Source organism: Stenotrophomonas sp. Steno-C15, from assembly GCF_056393265.1.
Genome location: NZ_JBWJPF010000013.1, coordinates 72,885 through 92,912, shown reverse-complemented (window position 1 = coordinate 92,912; position 20,028 = coordinate 72,885). Strand labels below are relative to the sequence as shown.

Annotated in this window: 16 protein-coding genes; 7 read left to right on the top strand and 9 right to left on the bottom strand. The window is 66.5% G+C overall.

Annotation, left to right across the window (positions count from 1 at the left end):
* Nucleotides 1-6: 6 nt before the first annotated feature.
* Genes AC06FB_RS11775 through AC06FB_RS11755 form a run of 5 tightly spaced genes read right to left on the bottom strand, consistent with a single transcriptional unit; the run spans nucleotide 7 to nucleotide 6,361 of the window.
* The gene (locus tag AC06FB_RS11775) at nucleotides 7-990 is read right to left on the bottom strand and encodes an AAA family ATPase (RefSeq protein WP_053515950.1); all 984 of its coding nucleotides are present in this window, start codon (nucleotides 988-990) and stop codon (nucleotides 7-9) included.
* Between the two features lie 13 nt (nucleotides 991-1,003).
* Nucleotides 1,004-1,711, bottom strand: coding sequence for a DUF4159 domain-containing protein (locus AC06FB_RS11770; RefSeq protein WP_461289711.1), 708 nt, complete (start codon nucleotides 1,709-1,711; stop codon nucleotides 1,004-1,006).
* A complete protein-coding gene (locus AC06FB_RS11765) occupies nucleotides 1,711-3,045 on the bottom strand; it encodes a TldD/PmbA family protein (RefSeq protein WP_053515946.1) in 1,335 nt (444 codons plus the stop codon). Before AC06FB_RS11765 ends, AC06FB_RS11770 begins: the two co-directional genes overlap by 1 nt.
* A 21-nt stretch (nucleotides 3,046-3,066) precedes the next feature.
* On the bottom strand, nucleotides 3,067-4,701 hold the full coding sequence (locus AC06FB_RS11760) for a TldD/PmbA family protein (protein WP_074902370.1): 1,635 nt from the start codon (nucleotides 4,699-4,701) through the stop codon (nucleotides 3,067-3,069).
* A 28-nt stretch (nucleotides 4,702-4,729) separates the two neighbouring features.
* Nucleotides 4,730-6,361: a TldD/PmbA family protein gene (locus tag AC06FB_RS11755; RefSeq protein WP_478053717.1), complete on the bottom strand. Its 1,632-nt coding sequence runs from the start codon at nucleotides 6,359-6,361 to the stop codon at nucleotides 4,730-4,732.
* Between the two features lie 652 nt (nucleotides 6,362-7,013).
* Here AC06FB_RS11755 and AC06FB_RS11750 point away from each other — a divergent pair.
* Entirely contained in the window at nucleotides 7,014-7,628 is a 615-nt protein-coding gene (locus AC06FB_RS11750; protein ID WP_459040809.1) for a DUF938 domain-containing protein, read from the top strand.
* On the opposite strand, the gene AC06FB_RS11745 is transcribed toward AC06FB_RS11750, so the two are convergent.
* The 3 genes from AC06FB_RS11745 to AC06FB_RS11735 all read right to left on the bottom strand — a co-directional run bounded on the left by AC06FB_RS11745 (nucleotide 7,629) and on the right by AC06FB_RS11735 (nucleotide 13,227).
* On the bottom strand, nucleotides 7,629-8,912 hold the full coding sequence (locus AC06FB_RS11745; protein WP_263176731.1) for a type II toxin-antitoxin system HipA family toxin: 1,284 nt from the start codon (nucleotides 8,910-8,912) through the stop codon (nucleotides 7,629-7,631).
* Nucleotides 8,909-9,370 (bottom strand): helix-turn-helix transcriptional regulator, encoded by a 462-nt coding sequence (locus AC06FB_RS11740; protein WP_263176733.1) that lies wholly within the window; start codon nucleotides 9,368-9,370, stop codon nucleotides 8,909-8,911. The genes AC06FB_RS11745 and AC06FB_RS11740 overlap by 4 nt, the downstream gene beginning before the upstream one ends.
* A gap of 170 nt (nucleotides 9,371-9,540) precedes the next feature.
* The gene (locus tag AC06FB_RS11735) at nucleotides 9,541-13,227 is read right to left on the bottom strand and encodes an indolepyruvate ferredoxin oxidoreductase family protein (protein WP_478053716.1); all 3,687 of its coding nucleotides are present in this window, start codon (nucleotides 13,225-13,227) and stop codon (nucleotides 9,541-9,543) included.
* Between the two features lie 172 nt (nucleotides 13,228-13,399).
* Here AC06FB_RS11735 and AC06FB_RS11730 point away from each other — a divergent pair, with 172 nt between their 5' ends.
* Nucleotides 13,400-14,038, top strand: coding sequence for a tetratricopeptide repeat protein (locus AC06FB_RS11730; RefSeq protein ID WP_065182080.1), 639 nt, complete (start codon nucleotides 13,400-13,402; stop codon nucleotides 14,036-14,038).
* Between the two features lie 72 nt (nucleotides 14,039-14,110).
* Here the strand turns inward: AC06FB_RS11730 and AC06FB_RS11725 are convergent, their stop codons facing one another.
* The gene (locus AC06FB_RS11725; RefSeq protein ID WP_065182079.1) at nucleotides 14,111-15,595 is read right to left on the bottom strand and encodes an AAA family ATPase; all 1,485 of its coding nucleotides are present in this window, start codon (nucleotides 15,593-15,595) and stop codon (nucleotides 14,111-14,113) included.
* A 123-nt stretch (nucleotides 15,596-15,718) separates the two neighbouring features.
* On the opposite strand from AC06FB_RS11725, the gene AC06FB_RS11720 reads away from it, so the two are divergent.
* Genes AC06FB_RS11720 through AC06FB_RS11700 form a run of 5 tightly spaced genes read left to right on the top strand, consistent with a single transcriptional unit; the run spans nucleotide 15,719 to nucleotide 20,015 of the window.
* Nucleotides 15,719-16,348: a ParA family protein gene (locus AC06FB_RS11720; RefSeq protein ID WP_053519980.1), complete on the top strand. Its 630-nt coding sequence runs from the start codon at nucleotides 15,719-15,721 to the stop codon at nucleotides 16,346-16,348.
* A 51-nt stretch (nucleotides 16,349-16,399) separates the two neighbouring features.
* Nucleotides 16,400-16,876 (top strand): SixA phosphatase family protein, encoded by a 477-nt coding sequence (locus tag AC06FB_RS11715; protein WP_053519979.1) that lies wholly within the window; start codon nucleotides 16,400-16,402, stop codon nucleotides 16,874-16,876.
* A 4-nt stretch (nucleotides 16,877-16,880) separates the two neighbouring features.
* The gene (locus AC06FB_RS11710) at nucleotides 16,881-17,498 is read left to right on the top strand and encodes a YceI family protein (protein WP_065174131.1); all 618 of its coding nucleotides are present in this window, start codon (nucleotides 16,881-16,883) and stop codon (nucleotides 17,496-17,498) included.
* A complete protein-coding gene (locus AC06FB_RS11705) occupies nucleotides 17,495-19,570 on the top strand; it encodes a phospholipase D family protein (RefSeq protein ID WP_340044190.1) in 2,076 nt (691 codons plus the stop codon). The genes AC06FB_RS11710 and AC06FB_RS11705 overlap by 4 nt, the downstream gene beginning before the upstream one ends.
* 10 nt (nucleotides 19,571-19,580) lie before the next feature.
* Nucleotides 19,581-20,015: a hotdog fold thioesterase gene (locus tag AC06FB_RS11700; RefSeq protein ID WP_478053715.1), complete on the top strand. Its 435-nt coding sequence runs from the start codon at nucleotides 19,581-19,583 to the stop codon at nucleotides 20,013-20,015.
* Nucleotides 20,016-20,028 lie beyond the last annotated feature (13 nt).

Below are 20,028 nucleotides of genomic sequence, written 5' to 3'. Positions count from 1 at the left end.
CGTGGATCACCCGGGGAACGGCACGGCGTGCAGCAGAGCGGCGACCACGTCGTCGGCGCGCTTCTGTTCGGCTTCGGCGGCGAACGACAGCAGCAGGCGGTGGCGCATCACCGGTGCAGCCAGGGCCTGCACGTCCTCGCGGGTGGCGGCGAAGCGGCCCTGCAGCAACGCGCGCGCCTTGGCCGCGAGCACCAGCGACTGTCCGGCGCGTGGTCCCGCACCCCACTTCACCCACTGGTTGATCGCCGCAGGCGCTTCCGGCCCGGGTCGGCTGGCACGCACCAGCCGCGTGATCCAGGCCAGCACATCGGGGCTGACGTGCACCTGGCGCACTGCCGCCTGCAGGGCGATGACCGCAGCGGCGTCCATCACCTTCGGCACCGCCTCGCCGGCACCGCCGGTGGTCTGTTCCAGGATCTGGCGCTCCTCGGCCTCGCTGGGGTAATCGACCAGGACGTGCAGCAGGAAGCGGTCCAGCTGGGCCTCCGGCAGCGGATAGGTACCGGCCTGTTCGATCGGATTCTGCGTGGCCAGCACGAAGAACGGCGCGGGCAGCGCATAGGTGGTGCCGGCATAGCTGACGGTGCGTTCCTGCATGGCTTCCAGCAGCGCGGCCTGGGTCTTGGGCGGCGTGCGGTTGAGCTCATCCGCCAGCAGCAGATTGGTGAAGACCGGCCCCTGCTGGAAGCGGAAATGACGATGGCCGGTGCCGTGGTCTTCCTCCAGCAGCTCGGTACCCAGAATGTCGCTGGGCATCAGGTCCGGCGTGAACTGCACGCGTCGGAACTGCAGCTCCAGCGCCTGCCCCAGCGAACGCACCAGCAGGGTCTTGCCCAGGCCGGGCGCGCCTTCCAGCAGGCAGTGGCCGCCGGCCAGCAGTCCGATCAGCAGCTGCTCGACCACCGTGTGCTGGCCGACCACGGCACGGGCCAGGGCGGCGCGCAGATCGTGCAGGCGCGGCAGCAGGGAATCGAGATCAGGGCGGGTCATGGGGGGCTCTCACTCAATTGTTCAATGCGTACATCACGATGTTGACGCCGAAGCGCGTGTTGTCCTCGGCCAGGAAGCGCTTGTTGCGCCAGTCGTAATCCCACTCGCAGCCATAATCCTTGTTGCTGTACAGCACGCCCAGGCGGCCATCGACCTCGATGCCCTTCAGATAGTCGTGCACCAGATCGTCGCCCCAGCCGTTCAGCTCGAAGCTGGTGGCCGGTGGTCCATCGGGGAAGCGGAAGAAGCTGCGGTACAGCGTGTGGCTGTTGGGCAGCTTCTGCAGCGCCCTGGGCCCGAACAGGCGGCCCATCTGCGCCTCGAAGGAGGTTGCGAACAGGCCATCGATGTCATGGTTGCAGTCATCGACGAAGACGAAGCCCCCGTTGCGCACGTAGCGCACGAAGTTCTGCCGCTCGGCGGCGTTGAATTCCACCAGCGTGTGCCCGGCCAGGTAGCAGAAGGGGGCTTCCAGCATGCGTGGGTCGGCCAGTGCCACCACGTGTTCCTGCGGGTCCACGCGCAGCGAGGTGTAGTCGATCAGCGAAGTGATCAGGTTGGACGGCATGCGCGCGTCCACGTCCCAGTCGCCCGAGTCGTACTGCAGGCGGGTGAACCAGAAGTCGTAGCGCGAACTGCGCGGGCCTGCCTGTGCCCAGGCCGGAAGCGCGGCCGCCGAAGCGGCAGCAGCCAACCAGCGCAGGCAGGCCCGGCGATCCATCAGACGGCGTCGGACAACGAGGTGAAGGTGAAATCGCGCAGCTTCATCGGCGGGATCATCATCACGAAGCTCGACTCGTCGCCGGCCACGCGCACCGGCTTGCCCAGCTCTTCGATGTTGTTGAGCATGATCACCGGCGATTCGTTGAAGCGGAAGTTCTTCACCGGGTGCTTGATCTGGCCGTTCTCGATGTAGAAGGTGCCGTCACGGGTCAGGCCGGTCAGCAGCACGGTCTGCGGATCGACCATGCGGATGTACCAGGTGCGGGTGACCAGGATGCCCTTCTGGGTGCCACGCACCAGCTCGGCGGTGCTCTTCTCGCCACCGCTCATCAGCAGGTTGCCCGGCGTGGCCTTGGCGGTCTTGCCCTGCTTCTGCGCCCAGAAGCGCGAGTAGTCCAGGTTGGCCACCTTGCCGTTCTCGATGATGGCCAGGCGCTCGCGCGGCATGCCCTCGTTGTCCCACGGCAGCACCGGCGCTTCCGGGTGCCACGGATCGGCATACATGTTCACGCGTGGGTCGTAGACCTGCTCACCGAGCTTGTTGCCGCCGCCCTTCTTCGACAGGAAGCTGCGGCCTTCGTCGGCCGAGCGCGCACTGAAGAAATTCATCATGAAGCTGATCAGGCCTGCGGCTGCGGCCGGCTCCAGGATGACCGTGTACTTGCCCGGCTCCAGCGCCTTGGCTTCGGCCGACTCGGTGGCCTTGCGCATGGCGATGCGGACATCCTGGTCGGCCTTGAAGTCCGCCGCGTCCTTCAGGTTGCGGCCGACCCAGCCCGATCCGCGGCCGTCCTCGGTACGCACGGTGCAGGTGTAGTCGAAGTTGGTGGTGCGCTGGTAACCGAAGTTGCCGTTGCTGTTGGCAGTGGCGTAGAAGCCCTGGCCATCTTCAAGGAAGCCTGCGGCAATCAGTCCGTTGCCACGGCAGGGCGCGATCGAATCGGCGGCCACCTTGGCGCGGAATGCCGGATCGATGGCGGCGGTGGACTCGCTGAAGGTCGGGCTCGGCCGGTAGGTCTGCTTGCCGATGGCGGGCATGAACTCCGGGTTCTCCGGTGCCAGGCGGGCCAGATCCTCGGCGCGGCGCACCACGCGTTCCAGTGCGGCGTCGTCGAACTCGTTGATCGAGGCGGTGCCTACGCGCTTGCCGAAGGCCACGGTAACGGCAAGCTCGGTGTTGTCCACGATGCCGCTGGTGGAAACGTTGTTCAGGGCGAAACGGATGTTGCCGGCGATCGATCCCGCCAGCACGGCGGTGCATTCATCGGCCTTGGACAGGGCGATGACCTTGTCGAGGATGGCCTTGGCCTGGGCTTCGGTGAAGATACTCATGGTGTAAGGGCTCCTGACCGGTCAGCCGAGGCTGCGTGCGGTGTTGATGACATTGATGCCGTTGAAGCGTGCGGTCGACGAGCCGTGCGAAACCGCCGAGACCTGGCCCGGCTGGCCCTTGCCGTCGAAGAACGAGCCGCCCAGGCGGTAATCGCGTTCGTCGGCCACGGCGGTGCAGGCGTTCCAGAACTCCGGCGTGCGGATCTGGTAGGCCACGTCCTCCAGCATGCGGGTGATCTGGCCGTTCTTGATCTCGTAGAACAGCTGGCCGCCGAACTGGGCGTTGTAGCGCTGCTGGTCGATCGAGAACGAGCCGTCGCCGATGATGTAGATGCCGTTCTCCACGTCCTTGATCAGGTCCGGCACGCTCAGCGGCGTCTTTCCCGGCGCCATCGACACGTTGGCCATGCGCTGGAACTGCACGCTGGACCACGAGTCGGCATAGCAGCAGCCATCGGACTCGGTCTTGCCGAGGATGTGGGCCTGGTCGCGGATGGTCTGGTAGTCGACCAGCTTGCCGTTGCTGATCAGGTCCCAGCGCTTGCACTTCACGCCTTCATCGTCGTACGCGACCGCGCCGAGGCTGCCCGGCTGGGTCTTGTCGGCGAACACGTTCACCAGCTCGCTGCCGTACTGGAAGCGCTGCTCGCGCTTGTCCAGGGTGGCGAAGCTGGTGCCGGCGTAGTTGGCCTCGTAGCCGAGCACGCGGTCCAGCTCCAGCGGATGGCCGATCGACTCGTGGATGGTCAGCCAGGTGTGCGACGGGTCCAGTACCAGGTCGTACTTGCCCGGCTTCACCGACGGCGCCTTCAGTTTCTCCTGCGCCTGCTTGGCGGCCGCGATGGCGTCCTCCTTCATGTCGTAGGAGGAACTGTAGTTGACCACGCCGTTGGGGCTGACGACCTTGCCGGCGGCGGCGCCGTCCAGATACTCGTAACCCAGGCCCATCGGCGCAGACAGGCCTTCGCGGGTGCGGAACTTGCCACTGGTCTTGTCGATGGCGGTGACGGTCATCGGTGCCCAGATGCGGTGCACGTCCTGGTCGATGTAGGAGCCATCGGTGGATGCGAAGTACTTCTGTTCATTGACCAGGAACAGCATCGAATTGACGAAGCTGGCACCGGCGCCGATCGCTGCGGCATTGACGTCCAGCAGCAGGTCGACCTTCTCCTTGATCGGCACCTCCATCGCATTCTTGCGGATCGGCGTGCGCCAGCTGACCTCGCCCACGCCGGGCGTGCTGGCCAGCTGCACCGGCGCGCTCTGCACGCCTGCGTTGGCCTTGGCGATGGCCGCAGCCTGCTGGGCGGCCCTGGCCACGTCGGCAGTACCCAATGCGTTGGTGGCGGCGAAGCCCCAGGCACCGTTGACGATCACGCGGATGCCCACACCGGTGGACTCGGTGTTCACCACGTTCTGCACCTTGTCTTCGCGGGTGATCACGAACTGCCGCAGATAGCGGCCGATGCGCACGTCGCAGTAGGTGGCGCCGGCACTGCGGGCGGCCTGCAGGGCAGCATCGGCCAGGCGCTTCTTCAGCGCGGGGTCAAGGCTGGACTGCAGCTGCTCGGCGGCGATCACTTTGCCGAAGAAGGACGGCACGATCAGGCCGCCCGCGGTAAGCCCGGTCAGGGCCAGGAAGTCACGTCTGTGCAAGGCTGCTCTCCATGAACGATGGGGTGGCTCAAGCGCCGAGACTGCGCGCGGTGTTGATGATGTTGATGCCGTTGAAGCGGGTGGTGGACGAACCGTGCGACACCGCCGAGACCTGGCCCGGCTGGCCCTTGCCGTCGAAGAACGAGCCGCCAAGGCGGAAGTCGCGTTCGTCGCAGATGGCCGTACAGGCGTTCCAGAACTCCGGCGTGCGGATCTGGTAGGCCGCGTCCTCGACCATGCCGGCGATCTTTCCGTCCTTGATCTGGTAGTACAGCTGGCCGCCGAACTGCGCGTTGTAGCGCTGCTGGTCGATGGAATAGGAACCACGGCCGTGGATGTAGATGCCGTTCTCCACGTCCTTGATCATGTCCTCCACGCTCAGTGACTGCTTGCCTGGCGCCAGTGAGACATTGGCCATGCGCTGGAACTGCACGCTGGACCAGGAATCGGCGTAGCTGCAGCCATGCGACGCATCGCGGCCGAGGATGTGTGCCTCATCGCGCGTGGCCTGGTAATCGACCAGGATGCCGTCGCGGACCAGGTCCCAGCGCAGCGTCTTGACGCCCTCGTCGTCATAGCCGACGGCACCGAGGCTGCCCGGTTGGGTCTTGTCGGCAAAGAAGTTGACGATGTCGCTGCCCCAGCGGAAGCCAGCATCGCGCTTGTCCAGGGTGGCGAAGCTGGTGCCGGCGTAGTTGGCCTCGTAGCCCAGCACGCGGTCCAGCTCCAACGGATGGCCGACGTTCTCGTGGATGGTCAGGAACAGGTTGGAGGGATCCAGTACCAGATCGTACTTGCCGGGCTTCACCGACGGCGCCTTCAGCTTCTCGCGCGCATGCCGCGCCGCTGCGATCGCATCTTCAACCGGATCGTAGGAGTCGCGGTAGGCGGTGATGCCGCCGGGCAGCTGCACCTTGCCGCGCGCGTCGCCATCGAGGAACTCGTAGCCCATGCCCATCGGCGAGGACAGACCGGCGCGGGTGCGGAACTTGCCGGTGGCCTTGTCGATGGCGGTGGCCGTGAAGGGCAGCCAGATGCGATGGATGTCCTGGTCGATGAACGAGCCGTCGCTGGAGGCGAAGTACTTCTGTTCGTTGACCAGGAACAGGGTGGAATTGATGTAGTCGGCACCGGCGTTCATCGCCGCCGCATTCAGGCTCAGCAGCAGGTCGACCTTGTCCTGGATCGGCACCGCCATCGCGTTCTTGCGGATCGGGGTCTTCCAGCTCACATCGCCGACGCCGGTGACCGGTGCCAGCTGCACCGGCCGGCTCTGCAGGGGGGCGTTGGCGCGCGCGATGGCAGCGGCCTGCCCGACGGCGGCCAGGACCGCGGCGGGGGTCTGCTCGCGGGTGGCGGCGAAGCCCCATGCGCCGTTGACGATGACCCGGATGCCGATGCCGGACGACTCGCTGTTGGTGACGTTCTGCACCCGCGCCTCGCGGGTGATCACGGCCTGGTTGAGGTAGCGGCCGATGCGCACGTCACAGTAGGTCGCCCCGGCCCGCTTGGCAGCGGCCAGCGCGGCCTCGGCCAGCACCTTCCTGCGGGCCATGTCGCCCGGTTCGAGCAGCTGCTCGGCGGCGATCAACCGCGCGTGCGGCAGCAGCAGGCCGGCCATGCCCAGACCGGATAAAGCCAGGAACTCACGTCGTTGCACAGCGCTCTCTCTCACTCGCGTGCGGCCGGCAACGGGCCAAGCCGATCACGTCAACTGCTCGACTTTCGCCAGCGGAGGGCAATCAGCACAAGTGACTGCAGTCATGGGTGGGGCGCGGCAGGGCTTGCCGCCCTGCACCTGCTGGAATCAACGTCAACGTCAAAAGCGGGCATTCCGTGGGATGGCGGGGTGCTGTGGGTTTGCGGGGGCGCCGTAAACCCGTCCATGGGGGCTTGGTCGCCGCATCCATGCGGCTCACACCCCGCAAACCCACAGCGCCCCACCTTCGACAGTTGGCCGGCGGCCAGCAGATCCACGCCATGCGTGGACGAAAGCTGTTGGATATCGAATCAAATTCCGGGGTCAGATCCGTTTTCCTGTGGAAAACGGATCTGACCCCAAGAGTATTTCCGACAGATCGCGGCCAACTGTCGAAGGCGGGGTGGGTCCGGTTGCGGGGGCGTGAGCGCCATGGATGGCGCGACCGAGGCTACAGGGACGTATTCACGCCGTCCCCCGCAACCGGACCCACCCCGCCAACCCACGGATAGTCCGCTTTTGACGTTGATGTTGCTTCGGTGGGTGCAGGGCGCAGCCCTGCCGGACACCCTCCCTCGTGCACAATGGCCCGACCCCGTCCGGTGCCGTCCCGATGTCGAGCAAGCCGTATTCAGAAGCCTGCGAACGCAACCGCGAACCGATCGCTGCCGCGCTCGATCCGTGGATGGGCGACCGCCACCGGGTACTGGAGATCGGCAGCGGCACCGGCCAGCACGCCGTGTTCTTCGCCGAACGCTGGCCCTGGCTGCGCTGGCAGCCCAGCGACCACCCGGATCATCTGCCGGGTATCGAGGCGTGGCGCGCCGAGGCGGCACTGCTGAACCTGCTGCCGCCGGTGGCGCTGCAGGTGGAACTGCCACCGGCAGCAGGGCTGCCGGTGCCCGAGGGCAGTCTGTTCGACGCCGCATTCAGTGCCAATACGCTGCACATCATGAGCTGGGAGCACGTGCAGGCGCTGTTTGCCGCGTTGCCGTCGGTGCTGCGACATGGCGCATTGCTGGCGGTGTATGGCCCCTTCAACTACGGCGGCCGCTACACCAGTGACAGCAATGCGCGGTTCGATGCCTGGCTGAAGGCGCGGGATCCGCGCAGCGGCATCCGCGATGCGGAGGCCGTGCAGGCGCTGGCCGCGGAAGGCGGCTTCACCCGCCTGCGCGATGTGGCGATGCCGGCCAACAACCGCCTGTTGGTGTGGCGGCTGGGGTGATCAGGTGGCTGCTGCCTGGACTTTCCGGATGAATCTTTCACAGGAAATGTGGATCTGTTCGACCAGGCGATGAAGAATCTCATGGGCGGTGCCTTGCTGCTCCATCAACTGATGAACGTCGCTGGCCTCCGCAGGTAGCTGGTATGCCATCAACGTCATTCGCTTCAGACAATCGGACGGATCCAGTCGCAGTTGTTCCGAGAGGGTCACCCAGTCATTCAAGCGTATGTCCCACCAGTTGTAGTGGCTGCCGATGCGCATGGCCATCCGGATTGCCCTGACATCGAGTTCCGGGTAGGCAAGCGCGCTTGAAATGTCATACAGCGGCGCGAGCCTTGTGTGGCCTCCACTGTCGATCAACAGGGAGTAGTTCTTCGCGTGGGCGTCGGTGCCACCAATGAAGTAGTTGAACGCCAGCGCGTCGAACAGGCGCTGTACGTCTTCCGTGGGATTGCCTGAGTGCTGCCACAGAACATTTCCGAGATCTGCCGGCCCCGGTCCACCTTGATTCTGATACTTCAGGTGGGGGCGAATACCAAGGGCTTGGCAGAAGTCCTCTTGGTGCAGGCGGAACCACTGACCATCGACCTGATAGCGGTCGTAACGTTCCACGCATATTGCCGACTCCGTGCCTATCTGAAGGCGGCTGCTGTTGGCAGTAGAGAGATCCATTTCCCTGGCCAATGCGAGGCAGAACATTTCGTTCTCCACGTATCCTCTGAAGTCGCCGCTAGGCGGTTTGAGAATATGTGTGGTTGGAATGCGCCCGGATGGGAGAGCCCATCCCTGTTCCGTATGCAGTAGCGCGATCTTTGCTTGGGCGCCTGCAAGGCTGAACTGGCCGAGATCGTCCGGCCTGCGAGTGGCTCCCACGTCTTGCCGGACTCGCTGCAGTCTCGCGGCGACGTCCTCGTCCGACAGTGGAGTTATTGCGTCGAGCGCGCCGGAAGCAACCAGATCAAGGCGGTCGTCGGTGATGAACTGCATTGCTCCGGCGCACTCTTCACCGACATGTGAAAGTATGCCGAGTGGATTGCGTGCAGAAACCTGGAAGGCGGAGGCCCACCGATCCAATGTGGCTTCATTGTCTGGCAGCAGGCCCCACAGAACAGCCGATACCGTCTGTGTGGGATGGACCTGCTGAGCCAGAGGAAGGCTCAGCGACAATGGCACCGCGTCCAATGAGGCAACCCATGATGGAGCATACGTGAGTTCGGGATGCCCATGGGTGTTTTGCTCCACGATCCCGACATTGCTGGCACCCATCAGCAGGTTGAGTTTCATTTTCTCTGCTTGCTCGGTGGTGGTGGCGTTGACTGCTCTCGTATGGCGGCAGAACGTTTTGATGCGGAACTCAACTCGTATTTGATCTCATCCATAATCCGGCTGAAATCCACTCCAGCGCCTACAGAACGGTTCGCACGCCGTGTTCCGGCTGCGGGAGGCGAAGTTGAGTGTGATGAACCTCGGTGGGACGCTACCACCGCGTCGATACTGGGGGCTTTGTGCGTAGAGGGAATGCGATCCGCAGTGGGCGCATCTGCGCTGAGCCTCAAGCCGAGGACATTCATTACCCGCAGTACCAGATGCATTTCGGCACGAGGCTTGCCCTTCTCGATATCAATGATCCACTGGCGGCTCACCCCCGCACGTTCGGCCAGTCCCGCTTGATCCCAGCCAAGCGCCCTGCGACGTTGACGGATGGTGAGTCCTAGATCGTCGGTCGTCTTTAGAAGTGCCATGTGCTCAATGTATGCGTATGACTACTTTTAGGCAATGGTCAATGAACGCTGACATTAATTTGACATCAATGCGTTAGATCACATTGACGTCAGCAAAGTCTACGTTCGATTACACCCTGTCAAATGTAATCGATCGTTGACATGCAACGTGATGTCTGCGTTCGCTTGCTTTACACCACCTGCACGATATGAAGCGCCTTCGGGTTGCGCCACTGCGCCAGCAGCGCAGCTTCCCGCGCCTTGGCGCTCTCCACATGCGCTTCCTTGACGTGGCCGAAGCCGCGGATGTGCTCGGGGATGCTGGCGATCTCCACGGCCAACGCCAGGCGACCGTCATCCAGCCCGTCCAGCAGCAGCTGCACAGTGGCTTCGTAGTCGCCGATCAGCTTGCGCTCCATGCGGCGCTCGGCAGTACGGCCGAACACATCGAAGGCACCGCCCCGCAGGAACTTCAGCTTAGCCAGCAGGCCGAACGCCTTGAACATCCACGGGCCGTACTCCTTTTTCTGCAGCCGGCCCTGTTCATCCTTCTTCGCGAACAGCGGCGGCGCCAGATGGAAGCGCAACTGGTAGTCACCTTCGAACTGCTGCTGCAGCCGGCGTTGGAAATCACCGCTGGTGTACAGGCGGGCGACTTCGTATTCGTCCTTGTAGGCCATCAGCTTGAACAGATAGCGGGCCACGGTCTCGGTCAGCGCGGTCGAGCCGCCGATGCGCTCGCGTTCGGCGGCGCGCACGCGTTCGACCACGCTGCGGTAGCGATCGGCGTAGGCGGCGTCCTGGTAGTCGACCAGGAACGCGGCGCGGCGTTCGATCATTTCATCCAGCGAGCGCGACAGGCGCGCGTCGTCCAGCGGCAGGAAGGCAACCTCGCCGCCATGCGAGGGCAGGCCACGCAGTTCGCGTTCGTCGCCGGTGTTGCGTGGCGCAGCGGTGGCACCCCACTCGTTGCCTTCCCACTCGCCCGGTGGCAGCGGATGCAACGGGCCGGGCGTGGATTCCGTATCGGTATGGCGGTTGCGCACCAGGCCGGCGGCCTCCTGCACGGCCTGCGGATCGATCGCCGCCAGCCGGCCCCAGGCGAAGGCCTGCTGGTTCATCGCCACCGCCGCGCCGTTGAGCTCGATGGCACGCATCAGCGATTCGAACGACAGCGGCACCAGGCCCTGCTGCCAGGCGTAGCCGAGGATGAACAGGTTCGCGGCGATCGCATCGCCCAGCAGCGCCGTGGCCAGTTGGGTGGCATCGAGCAGCAGCGGCTCATCGCCGCCCAGCGCCACGCGCACGCCAGCGATGATGTCGGCCGCCGGGAACTGCATGTCGGGACGGGTGGTGAACGTGCCCGGCATCGCTTCGTAGGTGTTGAGCACGACCTGCGAGCGGCCCGAGCGCACCTTCGACAGTGCCCAGTAATCGTTGACCACCACCATGTCGCAGCCCAGTACGAGGTCGGCCTCACCGGCGGCGATGCGCACGGCGTGGATGTCCTCCGGCCGGCGTGCGATGCGGATGTGGGTGGTCACCGCGCCGCCCTTCTGCGCCAGGCCGGTCTGGTCGAGCACCGTGGCGCCCTTGCCCTCCAGGTGGCCGGCCATGCCCAGCAACGCGCCGATGGTGACCACGCCGGTACCGCCCACGCCGGTGATGAGGATGTTCCAGGGCTGCTCCAGGCTGCCGCGCACCGTCGGCGCCGGCAGGTTGTCCAGCAGGGACGATGCATCGCGCCGGCTGCCCTTTCGCGGCTTCCCGCCATGCACCGTGACGAAACTCGGGCAGAAGCCATTCACGCACGAGTAGTCCTTGTTGCAGTTGGACTGGTCGATCTCGCGCTTGCGCCCGAACTCGGTTTCCTTCGGCAGCACCGAGACGCAGAAACTCTTCTTGCCACAATCGCCGCAGCCCTCGCAGACCAGCGAGTTGATCATCACCCGCTTGGCCGGATCTTCCAGCTTGCCGCGCTTGCGGCGCCGCCGCTTCTCGGTGGCGCAGGTCTGTTCGTAGATCAGGATCGAGACCCCCTTCACCTCGCGCAGGCGCTTCTGCACCTCGTCCAGCGCGCTGCGGTCGTGGAACTCGACGTCACTGGGGAAATGCTCGCGCTGGCGGGTCCACTTGGCGATGTCGTCGGACAGCACCACGATGGTGTGGATGCCTTCGGCGCGCATCTGCCGGGCGATATCCGGCACGCTGAGCGGGCCATCCACCGGCTGGCCACCGGTCATCGCCACCGCATCGTTGTAGAGGATCTTGTAGGTGATGTTGACGCCGGCCGCGATCGCCTGGCGGATCGCCAGCGAGCCGCTGTGGAAATAGGTGCCGTCGCCCAGATTCTGGAACACGTGCGGGGTATCGGTGAACGGCGCCTGCCCTGCCCAGGTCACGCCTTCGCCACCCATGTGGGTGAACGTGTCGGTGCTGCGGTCCATCCAGGTCACCATGTAATGGCAACCGATGCCGGCCAACGCACGTGAACCGTCCGGCACCGTGGTGGAGGTGTTGTGCGGGCAGCCCGAGCAGTAGTGCGGTACGCGCGGGAAGCTGGCGCGCGGCAACGCGAGCTCGGCCTCCTTCTGCTGCATCCACTGCAGGCGCTGTTCGATCGACTCGTTGTTGAAGAACCGCTGGATGCGCCGGCCGATCACGCCGGCGATGGTGGCCGGGGTCAGCTCGCCGGTGGACGGCAGGATCCATTCACCGGCTTCGTCGTACTTGCCGACGATGGACGGGCGCGGGCCCCAGCTGGCCGGCCAGTTGAAGAACTGCTCCTTCATCTGCCGCTCGATGAAGGCGCGCTTCTCCTCCACCACGATGATGTCGTCCAGGCCCTGCGCGAAGCGGGCGATGCCTTCCGGCTCCAGCGGCCAGGTCATGCCGACCTTGTAGACGCGGATGCCGATGTCGGCGCAGGCGGCCTCGTCCAGGCCCAGGTACTCCAGTGCCTGCAGCACATCCAGGTAGCTCTTGCCGGTGGTGACGATGCCCAGCCGTGCACGCGGCGCGTCCATCACCACCCGGTCGATGCCGTTGGCGCGGGCGAAGGCCTGCGCCGCCTTCACGGCATAGCGGTGCAGGCGCATCTCCTGGTCCAGCGGCGGGTCCGGCCAACGGATGTTGAGGCCGCCGGCCGGCATCGGGAAGTCGTCCGGCAGCACGATGCGACGCGCCAGCGGATCCACGTCGACCGATGCCGACGATTCCACCGTCTCGGCGATGGTCTTGAAGCCGACCCAGCGCCCGGTATACCGGCTCATCGCCCAGCCGAGCAGGCCCATGTCGAGAATGTCCTGCACGCCCGCCGGATTCAGCACCGGCATCATCGCGCTGACGAATTCGTCCTCGCTGCCGTGCGGCAGGGTGGAGCTGCGGCAGGCATGGTCATCGGCCGCCAGCGCCAGCACGCCGCCATGACGGGACGTGCCTGCCGCATTGGCGTGCTTGAAGACGTCGCCGCAGCGGTCCACGCCCGGGCCCTTGCCGTACCACATGCCGAACACGCCCTGCACGTTGGCGCCGGGGAACAGGTTGGTCTGCTGGGTGCCCCAGACCATGGTGGCGCCCAGGTCCTCGTTCAGGCCGGGGGTGAACTTCACCCGCGCGGCCTCCAGGTGCGTGCGGGCGCGCCACAGCTCCAGATCGAAGCCGCCCAGGGGGCTGCCGCGGTAGCCGCTGATGAACCCCGCGCTGTCGATGCCTTCGGCGGCATCCCGCAGCCGCTGCATCAACGGCAGCCGCACCAGCGCCTGCACCCCGCTCAGGTAGATCCGTCCCTCGTTGCGGGTGTACTTGTGATCGAGCGTGTAATCACGGTCGATCAGGTCGGCGGAAGAGGGCGAGGTGAGTTGCGCGGTACTGGTCATGGCTGGCCCGGTCAGGATCGGCTGGCACCGGCCGCGTGCAGGCACGCGACGGGGAAGGCGCGAATTGTAGCAGTGAGGCCGCGCAGGCCCCGGCACTCGCGCCGGCGGCCATGCTGCGGTTAGGATCAGGAGGAGAGAGAGGGGCTGCGGTCGCAGCCCGGGGGAAGAAGGAATGTCAGTGGCAGTAAAGATCCTGACCGGCATCCTGCTGGTCTCGGGGGCGGCCTCCGCGTGGGCGGCGCCGGTATTGCCGGCGCCACAGGAGTTCTATTTCGACAACGATGCCGCGGCTGCGCCGATGGTGGTCGTGCAGCAGTCGCAGGGCGATGCCCTGGTGGCGCAGCTGCTCAAGCAGCGCGAGCGTGGCCGGCGCGTGGTGGAAGCGACCGTGCAGCTGGCCTCGGTGGCGATCGCGCAGGGCCGTACCGAACTTGGCGAGCAGCTGTACCGCGAAGCATTGAAGGATGCCCCGGTGCAGAGCAGCGTCGGTCGCGGCGTCCGCTGGAACTATGGTTGGGACCTGCTGCGGCAGGGGCAGCCGGAGGCCGCGCTGGAGCAGTGGCAGGCCGCCGCCGGCAGTACGCTCAGCAAGCCGAGCTGGTTGCCGCCAAGCTACGCGTTGGCACTGTGGCGCCTGGGGCAGAAGGAGCAGGCAGTGCAGTGGTACGCCGCTGCCGTGCGCACCGAACCGTCGCAGTGGAGCGACAGCAGCCGCTACGCGCAGCTGCTGCCGCAGTGGCGCGAGGACGAGCGCGCGTCGCTGGCCGAAGTACAGCAGGCCTGGGCTGCCGCGCCGCCGGCCTGGCCCTGAGGGCAGGCGTGGTGCCGGGGTGCACCCGGCACCTGCAGAGGGCAACAGCCTGCGCCGCGCGTGGCAGACCGCTCAGTCGTCCGCAGACACCGTGCGACCGGACGCCCACTCGCGCAACGCCGCCACCTGCTCGGCCATCAGCACCGACAAGGGCCGTGTCGCCCGGATCTCGCCCATCAGCGTTTCGGTATCCAGCGGCCGGTTCTCGGCATGGGCCGCATACAGCCCGGCCACGATGGCCTGCTCGATCTCCGCACCGGAGAACCCGTTGGACGCTGCGGCAAGCGCCGGCAGCGCGAAGTCGTCCGCAGTGAGCTGGCGTCGCCCCAGGTGCAGGCGGAGCAGTTCCACCCGCACCTCGGGCGAGGGCAGGTCGACGAAGAAGATCTCGTCGAAGCGCCCCTTGCGCAGCAGCTCCGCGGGCAGCTCATGCACCTGGTTGGCGGTAGCGACGATGAACACCGGCGCCTTGCGTTCGGCCATCCAGGTCAGCAGGTAGCCAAGCACGCGGCGCGATACCCCACCGTCGTCGCCACCACTGGCCAGGCCCTTCTCGATCTCGTCCATCCACAGCACGCAGGGCGCCAGCTGCTCGGCCGAGGCCAGGGCCTGGCGCAGATTGGACTCGGTCTCGCCGTGGTACTTGTTGTACAGCGCGCCCACGTCCAGGCGCAGCAGCGGTACGCCGAACCCGGCGGCGGTGGCCTTGGCCAGCATCGACTTGCCGCAGCCCTGCACGCCCAGCAGCAGCATGCCGCGCGGTGGATCCAGCCCTGCCGGCGCCGAGCCGGCGATGAAGGCGACACGGCGCTGGTTGATCCAGCGCTTGAGCCGGTTGGCGCCAGCCACGTCGCCGAAGCGCGCGCTGTCATGCTCGAAGAACAGGTGGCCGCTGCGGTTGAGCAGCTCGAACTTCAGCCGCGCCAGCTGCGGCAGGTCGTCGTCGCGCAGCGCACCGTCGGCGTAGATGAGCTGCCGGGCGATGCGCCGGGCGTCGACCAGGCTCAGGCCCTGCAGGTTCTTCAGGATCTTCTTCACCGCCTCGCTGTCGACCTCCACGCGGCGGCCGCCGTGCTCGCGTGCATAGGCATCGGCCTCTTCGCGCAGCATCTTCAGCAGCGCATTGGCGTCGGGCAGGCGCGGGTTGAAGCGCACCGCCAGGGCTTCCAGCTCGGCCGGCAGTTCGACCTTGGCACCGATCAGCACCAGCACATGGGGTTCGCTGTGGCGGCGCTGGATCAGGTCGCGCAACGCGCGCTGGTGGCTGGCATAGCCCAGATAGGGATGGAAATCGAGCAGCAGGTACACCCCGCGCTGGTCGGCCTGGCGGATCATCTGCAGCGCCGCGCTGGCATCGGGCGGTCCGACCGGCGCATCCTCGCTGTCCAGATCGATGCGGCGCAGGCCCTCGGTGATCGACCAGCGGTGCAGGGCCCGCCATACATGCATCAGTGTCTGCCGGAACAACTCGACGATGCGGCCCTCGTCCTGGGTCTCCACCACGATCAGGGGGGTATTGGCGCGGATCAGCGCGCTCAGGTCCTGCAGTTCGCTCATGCGGGTTCGATCCTTCGGGGGCGTCACCATAGCAAAGCCGATGCCGACAGGTTCAGCGCGGCTCTACCTCCCGTCACCATCGCCGGTGTACGCTCGGGGCACGTACCCGGAAGCGAGGCTGGCATGAAGACGATCCTGGTGGCCGGTTCCAAGGGCGGGGTGGGCAAGACCACCGTCGCCACCCACCTGGCCGCGTACGCGGCATTGCAGGGCAAGGCCACGGTGATCGCCGATGCCGACCCGCAGGGCTCCAGCACCCGCTGGGCACAGCGCCGCGCCGGCCTGGAAAGCGCGGTGCTGCCGATCGACGTGTACCGGAAGAAGCAATGGGCGCAGAAGCTGCCCGATGGCACCGAGACCGTCATCATCGATGCGCCTGCCGGCGCGTTGGCCGACGATATCCCCCATTTCCTTGATGCCGCCGATGCGGTGGTGGTGCCGGTGCTGCCCTCGGCGCTGGACATCGAAGCCATCGTCGGCTTCCTCAACAGCCTGGCCCAGGTGCCGCGCGTGCACAGCCGCAAGCTGCCGGTGGGGCTGGTGCTCAACCGCACCAAGCCCTGGACCCAGACCTCGCAGCAGGCGCTGCAGATGCTGGCCGAATGGCCGTACCCGGTGGTCGCACAGCTGCGCGACAGCCAGAGCTACGTGGTCATGACCGGCCTGGGCCGCAGCCTGTTCGACTATCGCTCCGCCCAGGTGCGCGAGCACCAGGCCGACTGGGAACCTCTGCTGTCCTGGCTGAAGCTGTGACCGTTCACGCCTGGGCCCTTGCTCCACTCCCCGATTCCATGGATATCCGCGATGCGTGAACTGATCCTGCTGCGCCATGCCCACGCCGAACCGGCCACCCCGGGCCAGGCCGACCTCGACCGGCCCCTGTCGCCGGTCGGGCTTGCCGAAGCCGAAGCCGCCGGCCGCTGGCTGAAGGAGAACAAGCTGCTGCCGGATTGCGTGCTGTGCTCGCCTTCGCGGCGGACCCGCGAAACCCTGGAAGCGGTAATGGCGGCCATCGGCTATGTCGAAAAGCGCCTGGAAGACCGCATCTACGAAGCCACCCCGGGCACCCTGGCGGCACTGGTGGATGAACGCCGCGATCTCGACCGCGTGCTGGTCGTGGGCCACAACCCCGGCCTGGAACGGCTGGTGGCCCTGATGACCGAAGGCAGCAGCAGCGATTACCGCGGCATGCCGCCGGCCGGCATCGCGGTGCTCGGCTTCCCGCGCGAAGCGGCGATCGAGCCGGGCGTGGCCAGCCTGAACGCCTTCTGGTGGCCGTGAGCCGATGAGCCTGCGGTGGCCCGGCCGCTGCCTGTTGCCCCTGCTGCTGGCACTCGCCCCGGCCTGGGCGGGCGTGCCCCAGCCAACCACGTTGCCTCCGGTGCGCGCCGATGGCCCCCGCGTGCTGCTGCTCGACACCCAGCATTCGCGCATCGGCTTCGAAGTACGCACCCGCTTCGGGCAGCGCATCGAGGGGGTGTTCCCGCAGTTCGAGGGGCGCATCGAGGTGCTCTCCGACGGCCGCCACCAGGTGCACCTGAAGATGTTCACCCGTTCGGTGGAGATTCCCGGCAAGGCCCGCTACACCGGCTGGATGCGGGGCGAGGAGTTCTTCGACGCCGGGCGGCACCCCATGGTGGAGTTCGATTCGCTGCCCTACTGGCCCGACACGGTGGCCGAAGGCGGCGACATCGAAGGCCGTCTGACCCTGCGCGGGGTCAGCCATCCTGAATCGCTGCGGGTCGAGAAGGCGCAGTGCGCCCGACCCGGCTATGATTGCGACGTCGTCAGCCGCGGTACCGTGCAACGAGGCCGGTATGGCATGGACAGCTGGCAGCTTGCCTTGAGTGACCGAGTGACCTTCGTATTGCGAGCGCGCCTGAGCGAGGCGCCGAAACCGTGAATCTGCTGCTGCGGGTGCTGGCGCTGGCAACGGTGTTGCTTGGCAGTGGCTGTGCGTCGCTGTCGCACGCCGAGCGCGACCGTGCCGAAGCGATTGCCGTGCAGGCGCGCTCCACCGAGGTCGAGTGCCAGCGTGCCGACCGCTGCGCGCAGGAGTCGCCGCTGCGCGCGCTCGCTGGCCGCGCATTCAGCGAGTCCACCGAAACCCGTCCCCGTCATTACGCCACCCTGCTGGACGAGGGAGAGGGCGCACTGGTCGCGCGCCTGAACCTGTTGCGCAGTGCCACCCGCAGCATCGATCTGCAGACCTATATCTTCGACAAGGACGACAGTGCCCGGCTGGTCATCGATGAACTGCTCGCCGCCTCGAAGCGGGGAGTGAAGGTGCGGCTGCTGATCGACCAGCTCTCGGCCATCTCCGACCTGCAGATTCTCGGCGCCCTGTCCGGCGCCCACGAGAACTTCCAGCTGCGGGTGTACAACCCGACCTTCGGCAAGGCGCGGCTGAACTACTTCGACTATGCCGGCAGCGTGCTGTGCTGTTTCCGCCGCTTCAACCAGCGCATGCACAACAAGCTGCTGGTGATTGATGACGCAATCGGCGTGGTTGGCGGCCGCAACTACCAGGACGACTATTACGACTGGGACCGCGAGTACAACTTCCGCGATCGCGACGTATTGATCGCCGGCCCGGAAGTGCGCGAGATGGCGGCCAACTTCGATGCATTCTGGCGCGCCCGCCGCAGCGTGCCGGCCGAACGCCTGAACGACGTCGGACGTACGCTGCTGCGCGAGGGCGTGCCGGCCCTGCCGCCCGCCACCTTCCGCCGTCCCGAGCGGGTGCAGCGGGTCAGCGCGGAGGCCAACGACATGGACTTCGTCACCCGCTCTTTCGTCGACACCGCGTTGCCGGTGGCGTCGGTGCGCTACGTCGCCGACCTGCCGCGAAAGCATCGGCGCGAAAAGGTCGATGCGCCGCTGGCCAGCCAGCACGTCACCGAGCCACAGCTCGACGCACTGATCGCCAGCGCGCAGCACGAAGTGATCCTGCAGACGCCGTACCTGGTGCTGTCCAAACCCGCGCAGACATTGTTCCGCGATCTGCGCAAGCGTCCGCAGCCGCCGCGCGTGCTGGTGTCCACCAACAGTCTGGCGGCCACCGACAACCCGATCGTCTACGCGCTGTCGTACAAGTACAAGCGGCGCAACATGCGTGAGCTGGGCTTCAACATCTTCGAATACAAGCCGTTCCCGCTCGATGCGCCGGTCGACTACCGCAACCTGCTGCCGGACCCGATCGAGGCGCCGCCGGGCCAGGACAGTGGCGGACGCAATCCGCTGATCGGCGGCAGCGCTGCCGGCAGCAATGCCCGCAGCGGCGGTACGTCCACCGCCACCGACGCCGCCGCCGCCACCACGACTGGCGCCGACGAAGCGCCGGCGGTTTTCCGCCCCCGCACCGGCAGCGCCTACGAGAATGCGCGGGCGCGCCGCCGCGCCGCCGGCAGTGAAGTGGAAACGCGTCTGCTGCGCACCGAGACGCGGCCTTCGTTCCTGGGCAGCAAGGCGGTCAACAAGCCGCTGCCTGTGACCCGCAAGGGTGCGCGCATGGGGTTGCACGCGAAGTCGCTGGTGGTCGACCGCCGCATCGGCGTGGTCGGCACCCACAACTTCGATCCGCGCAGCGAGAACTACAACACCGAAGGTGCGGTGATCATCGACGATCCGGTGTTCGCCGAGCAGCTGGCGCAGAGCATCCTGCGCGACATCCACCCGCAGAACTCCTGGACGGTCGCGCCACGCGCCAAGCCGCCGGTGCTGTCCGGGCTCAACTACAGCGTCGGCAAGGCCTCCGAGGCCCTGCCGATCCTCGATTTCTGGCCGTGGCGCTACGCCACCGACTACGAGTTCAAGCCGGGTCCGGACTGCCCGCAGCCGCTGCCCCGGCAGAGCCCGGACTTCCACCAGTGCTACGTTGCCGTGGGCGACTTCCCCGAAGTCAACGTCGGACCGAAGTGGCTGCTGGTGCGCATGCTGACCGCGTTCGGCGCCGGCCTCGTCCCCATCCTCTGAAGGTGCCCGCATGACCCAGGTGTTCCGCGAAGCCGTATCCCTCGAGCAGCTCAACGCGTTCAGCCGCAACACGGCCATCGCGTCGCTGGGCATCGTCTTCAGCGCTGCCGGTGAAGACTGGCTGCAGGCCACCATGCCGGTGGACGAGCGCACCCGCCAGCCCTACGGAATTCTGCATGGCGGCGCATCGGTGGTGCTGGCCGAGACCCTGGGCAGCAGCGCGGGGAATCTGTGCGTGGAGGCCGGCAAGCAGATCTGCGTGGGCCTGGAGATCAACGCCAACCATGTGCGCGCGGTGCGTTCGGGCACCGTCACCGGTACCGCACGCGCGCTGCACGTGGGTCGCAGCACGCAGCTGTGGGAGATCCGCATCGAGGACGAGCAGGGCCGGCTGGTGTGCATCTCGCGGCTGACCCTGGCCGTGGTGGCTGCCGGCCACGGCTGAGCCCCTGGCCAGG

Coding starts and splice junctions, on each gene's coding strand:
- AC06FB_RS11775 (WP_053515950.1), bottom strand. CDS start 990: ATGACCCGCCCTGATCTCGATTCCCTGCTGCCGCGCCTGCACGATCTG.
- AC06FB_RS11770 (WP_461289711.1), bottom strand. CDS start 1,711: ATGGATCGCCGGGCCTGCCTGCGCTGGTTGGCTGCTGCCGCTTCGGCG.
- AC06FB_RS11765 (WP_053515946.1), bottom strand. CDS start 3,045: ATGAGTATCTTCACCGAAGCCCAGGCCAAGGCCATCCTCGACAAGGTC.
- AC06FB_RS11750 (WP_459040809.1), top strand. CDS start 7,014: ATGTCGAGCAAGCCGTATTCAGAAGCCTGCGAACGCAACCGCGAACCG.
- AC06FB_RS11745 (WP_263176731.1), bottom strand. CDS start 8,912: ATGAAACTCAACCTGCTGATGGGTGCCAGCAATGTCGGGATCGTGGAG.
- AC06FB_RS11740 (WP_263176733.1), bottom strand. CDS start 9,370: ATGGCACTTCTAAAGACGACCGACGATCTAGGACTCACCATCCGTCAA.
- AC06FB_RS11735 (WP_478053716.1), bottom strand. CDS start 13,227: ATGACCAGTACCGCGCAACTCACCTCGCCCTCTTCCGCCGACCTGATC.
- AC06FB_RS11730 (WP_065182080.1), top strand. CDS start 13,400: ATGTCAGTGGCAGTAAAGATCCTGACCGGCATCCTGCTGGTCTCGGGG.
- AC06FB_RS11725 (WP_065182079.1), bottom strand. CDS start 15,595: ATGAGCGAACTGCAGGACCTGAGCGCGCTGATCCGCGCCAATACCCCC.
- AC06FB_RS11720 (WP_053519980.1), top strand. CDS start 15,719: ATGAAGACGATCCTGGTGGCCGGTTCCAAGGGCGGGGTGGGCAAGACC.
- AC06FB_RS11715 (WP_053519979.1), top strand. CDS start 16,400: ATGCGTGAACTGATCCTGCTGCGCCATGCCCACGCCGAACCGGCCACC.
- AC06FB_RS11710 (WP_065174131.1), top strand. CDS start 16,881: ATGAGCCTGCGGTGGCCCGGCCGCTGCCTGTTGCCCCTGCTGCTGGCA.
- AC06FB_RS11700 (WP_478053715.1), top strand. CDS start 19,581: ATGACCCAGGTGTTCCGCGAAGCCGTATCCCTCGAGCAGCTCAACGCG.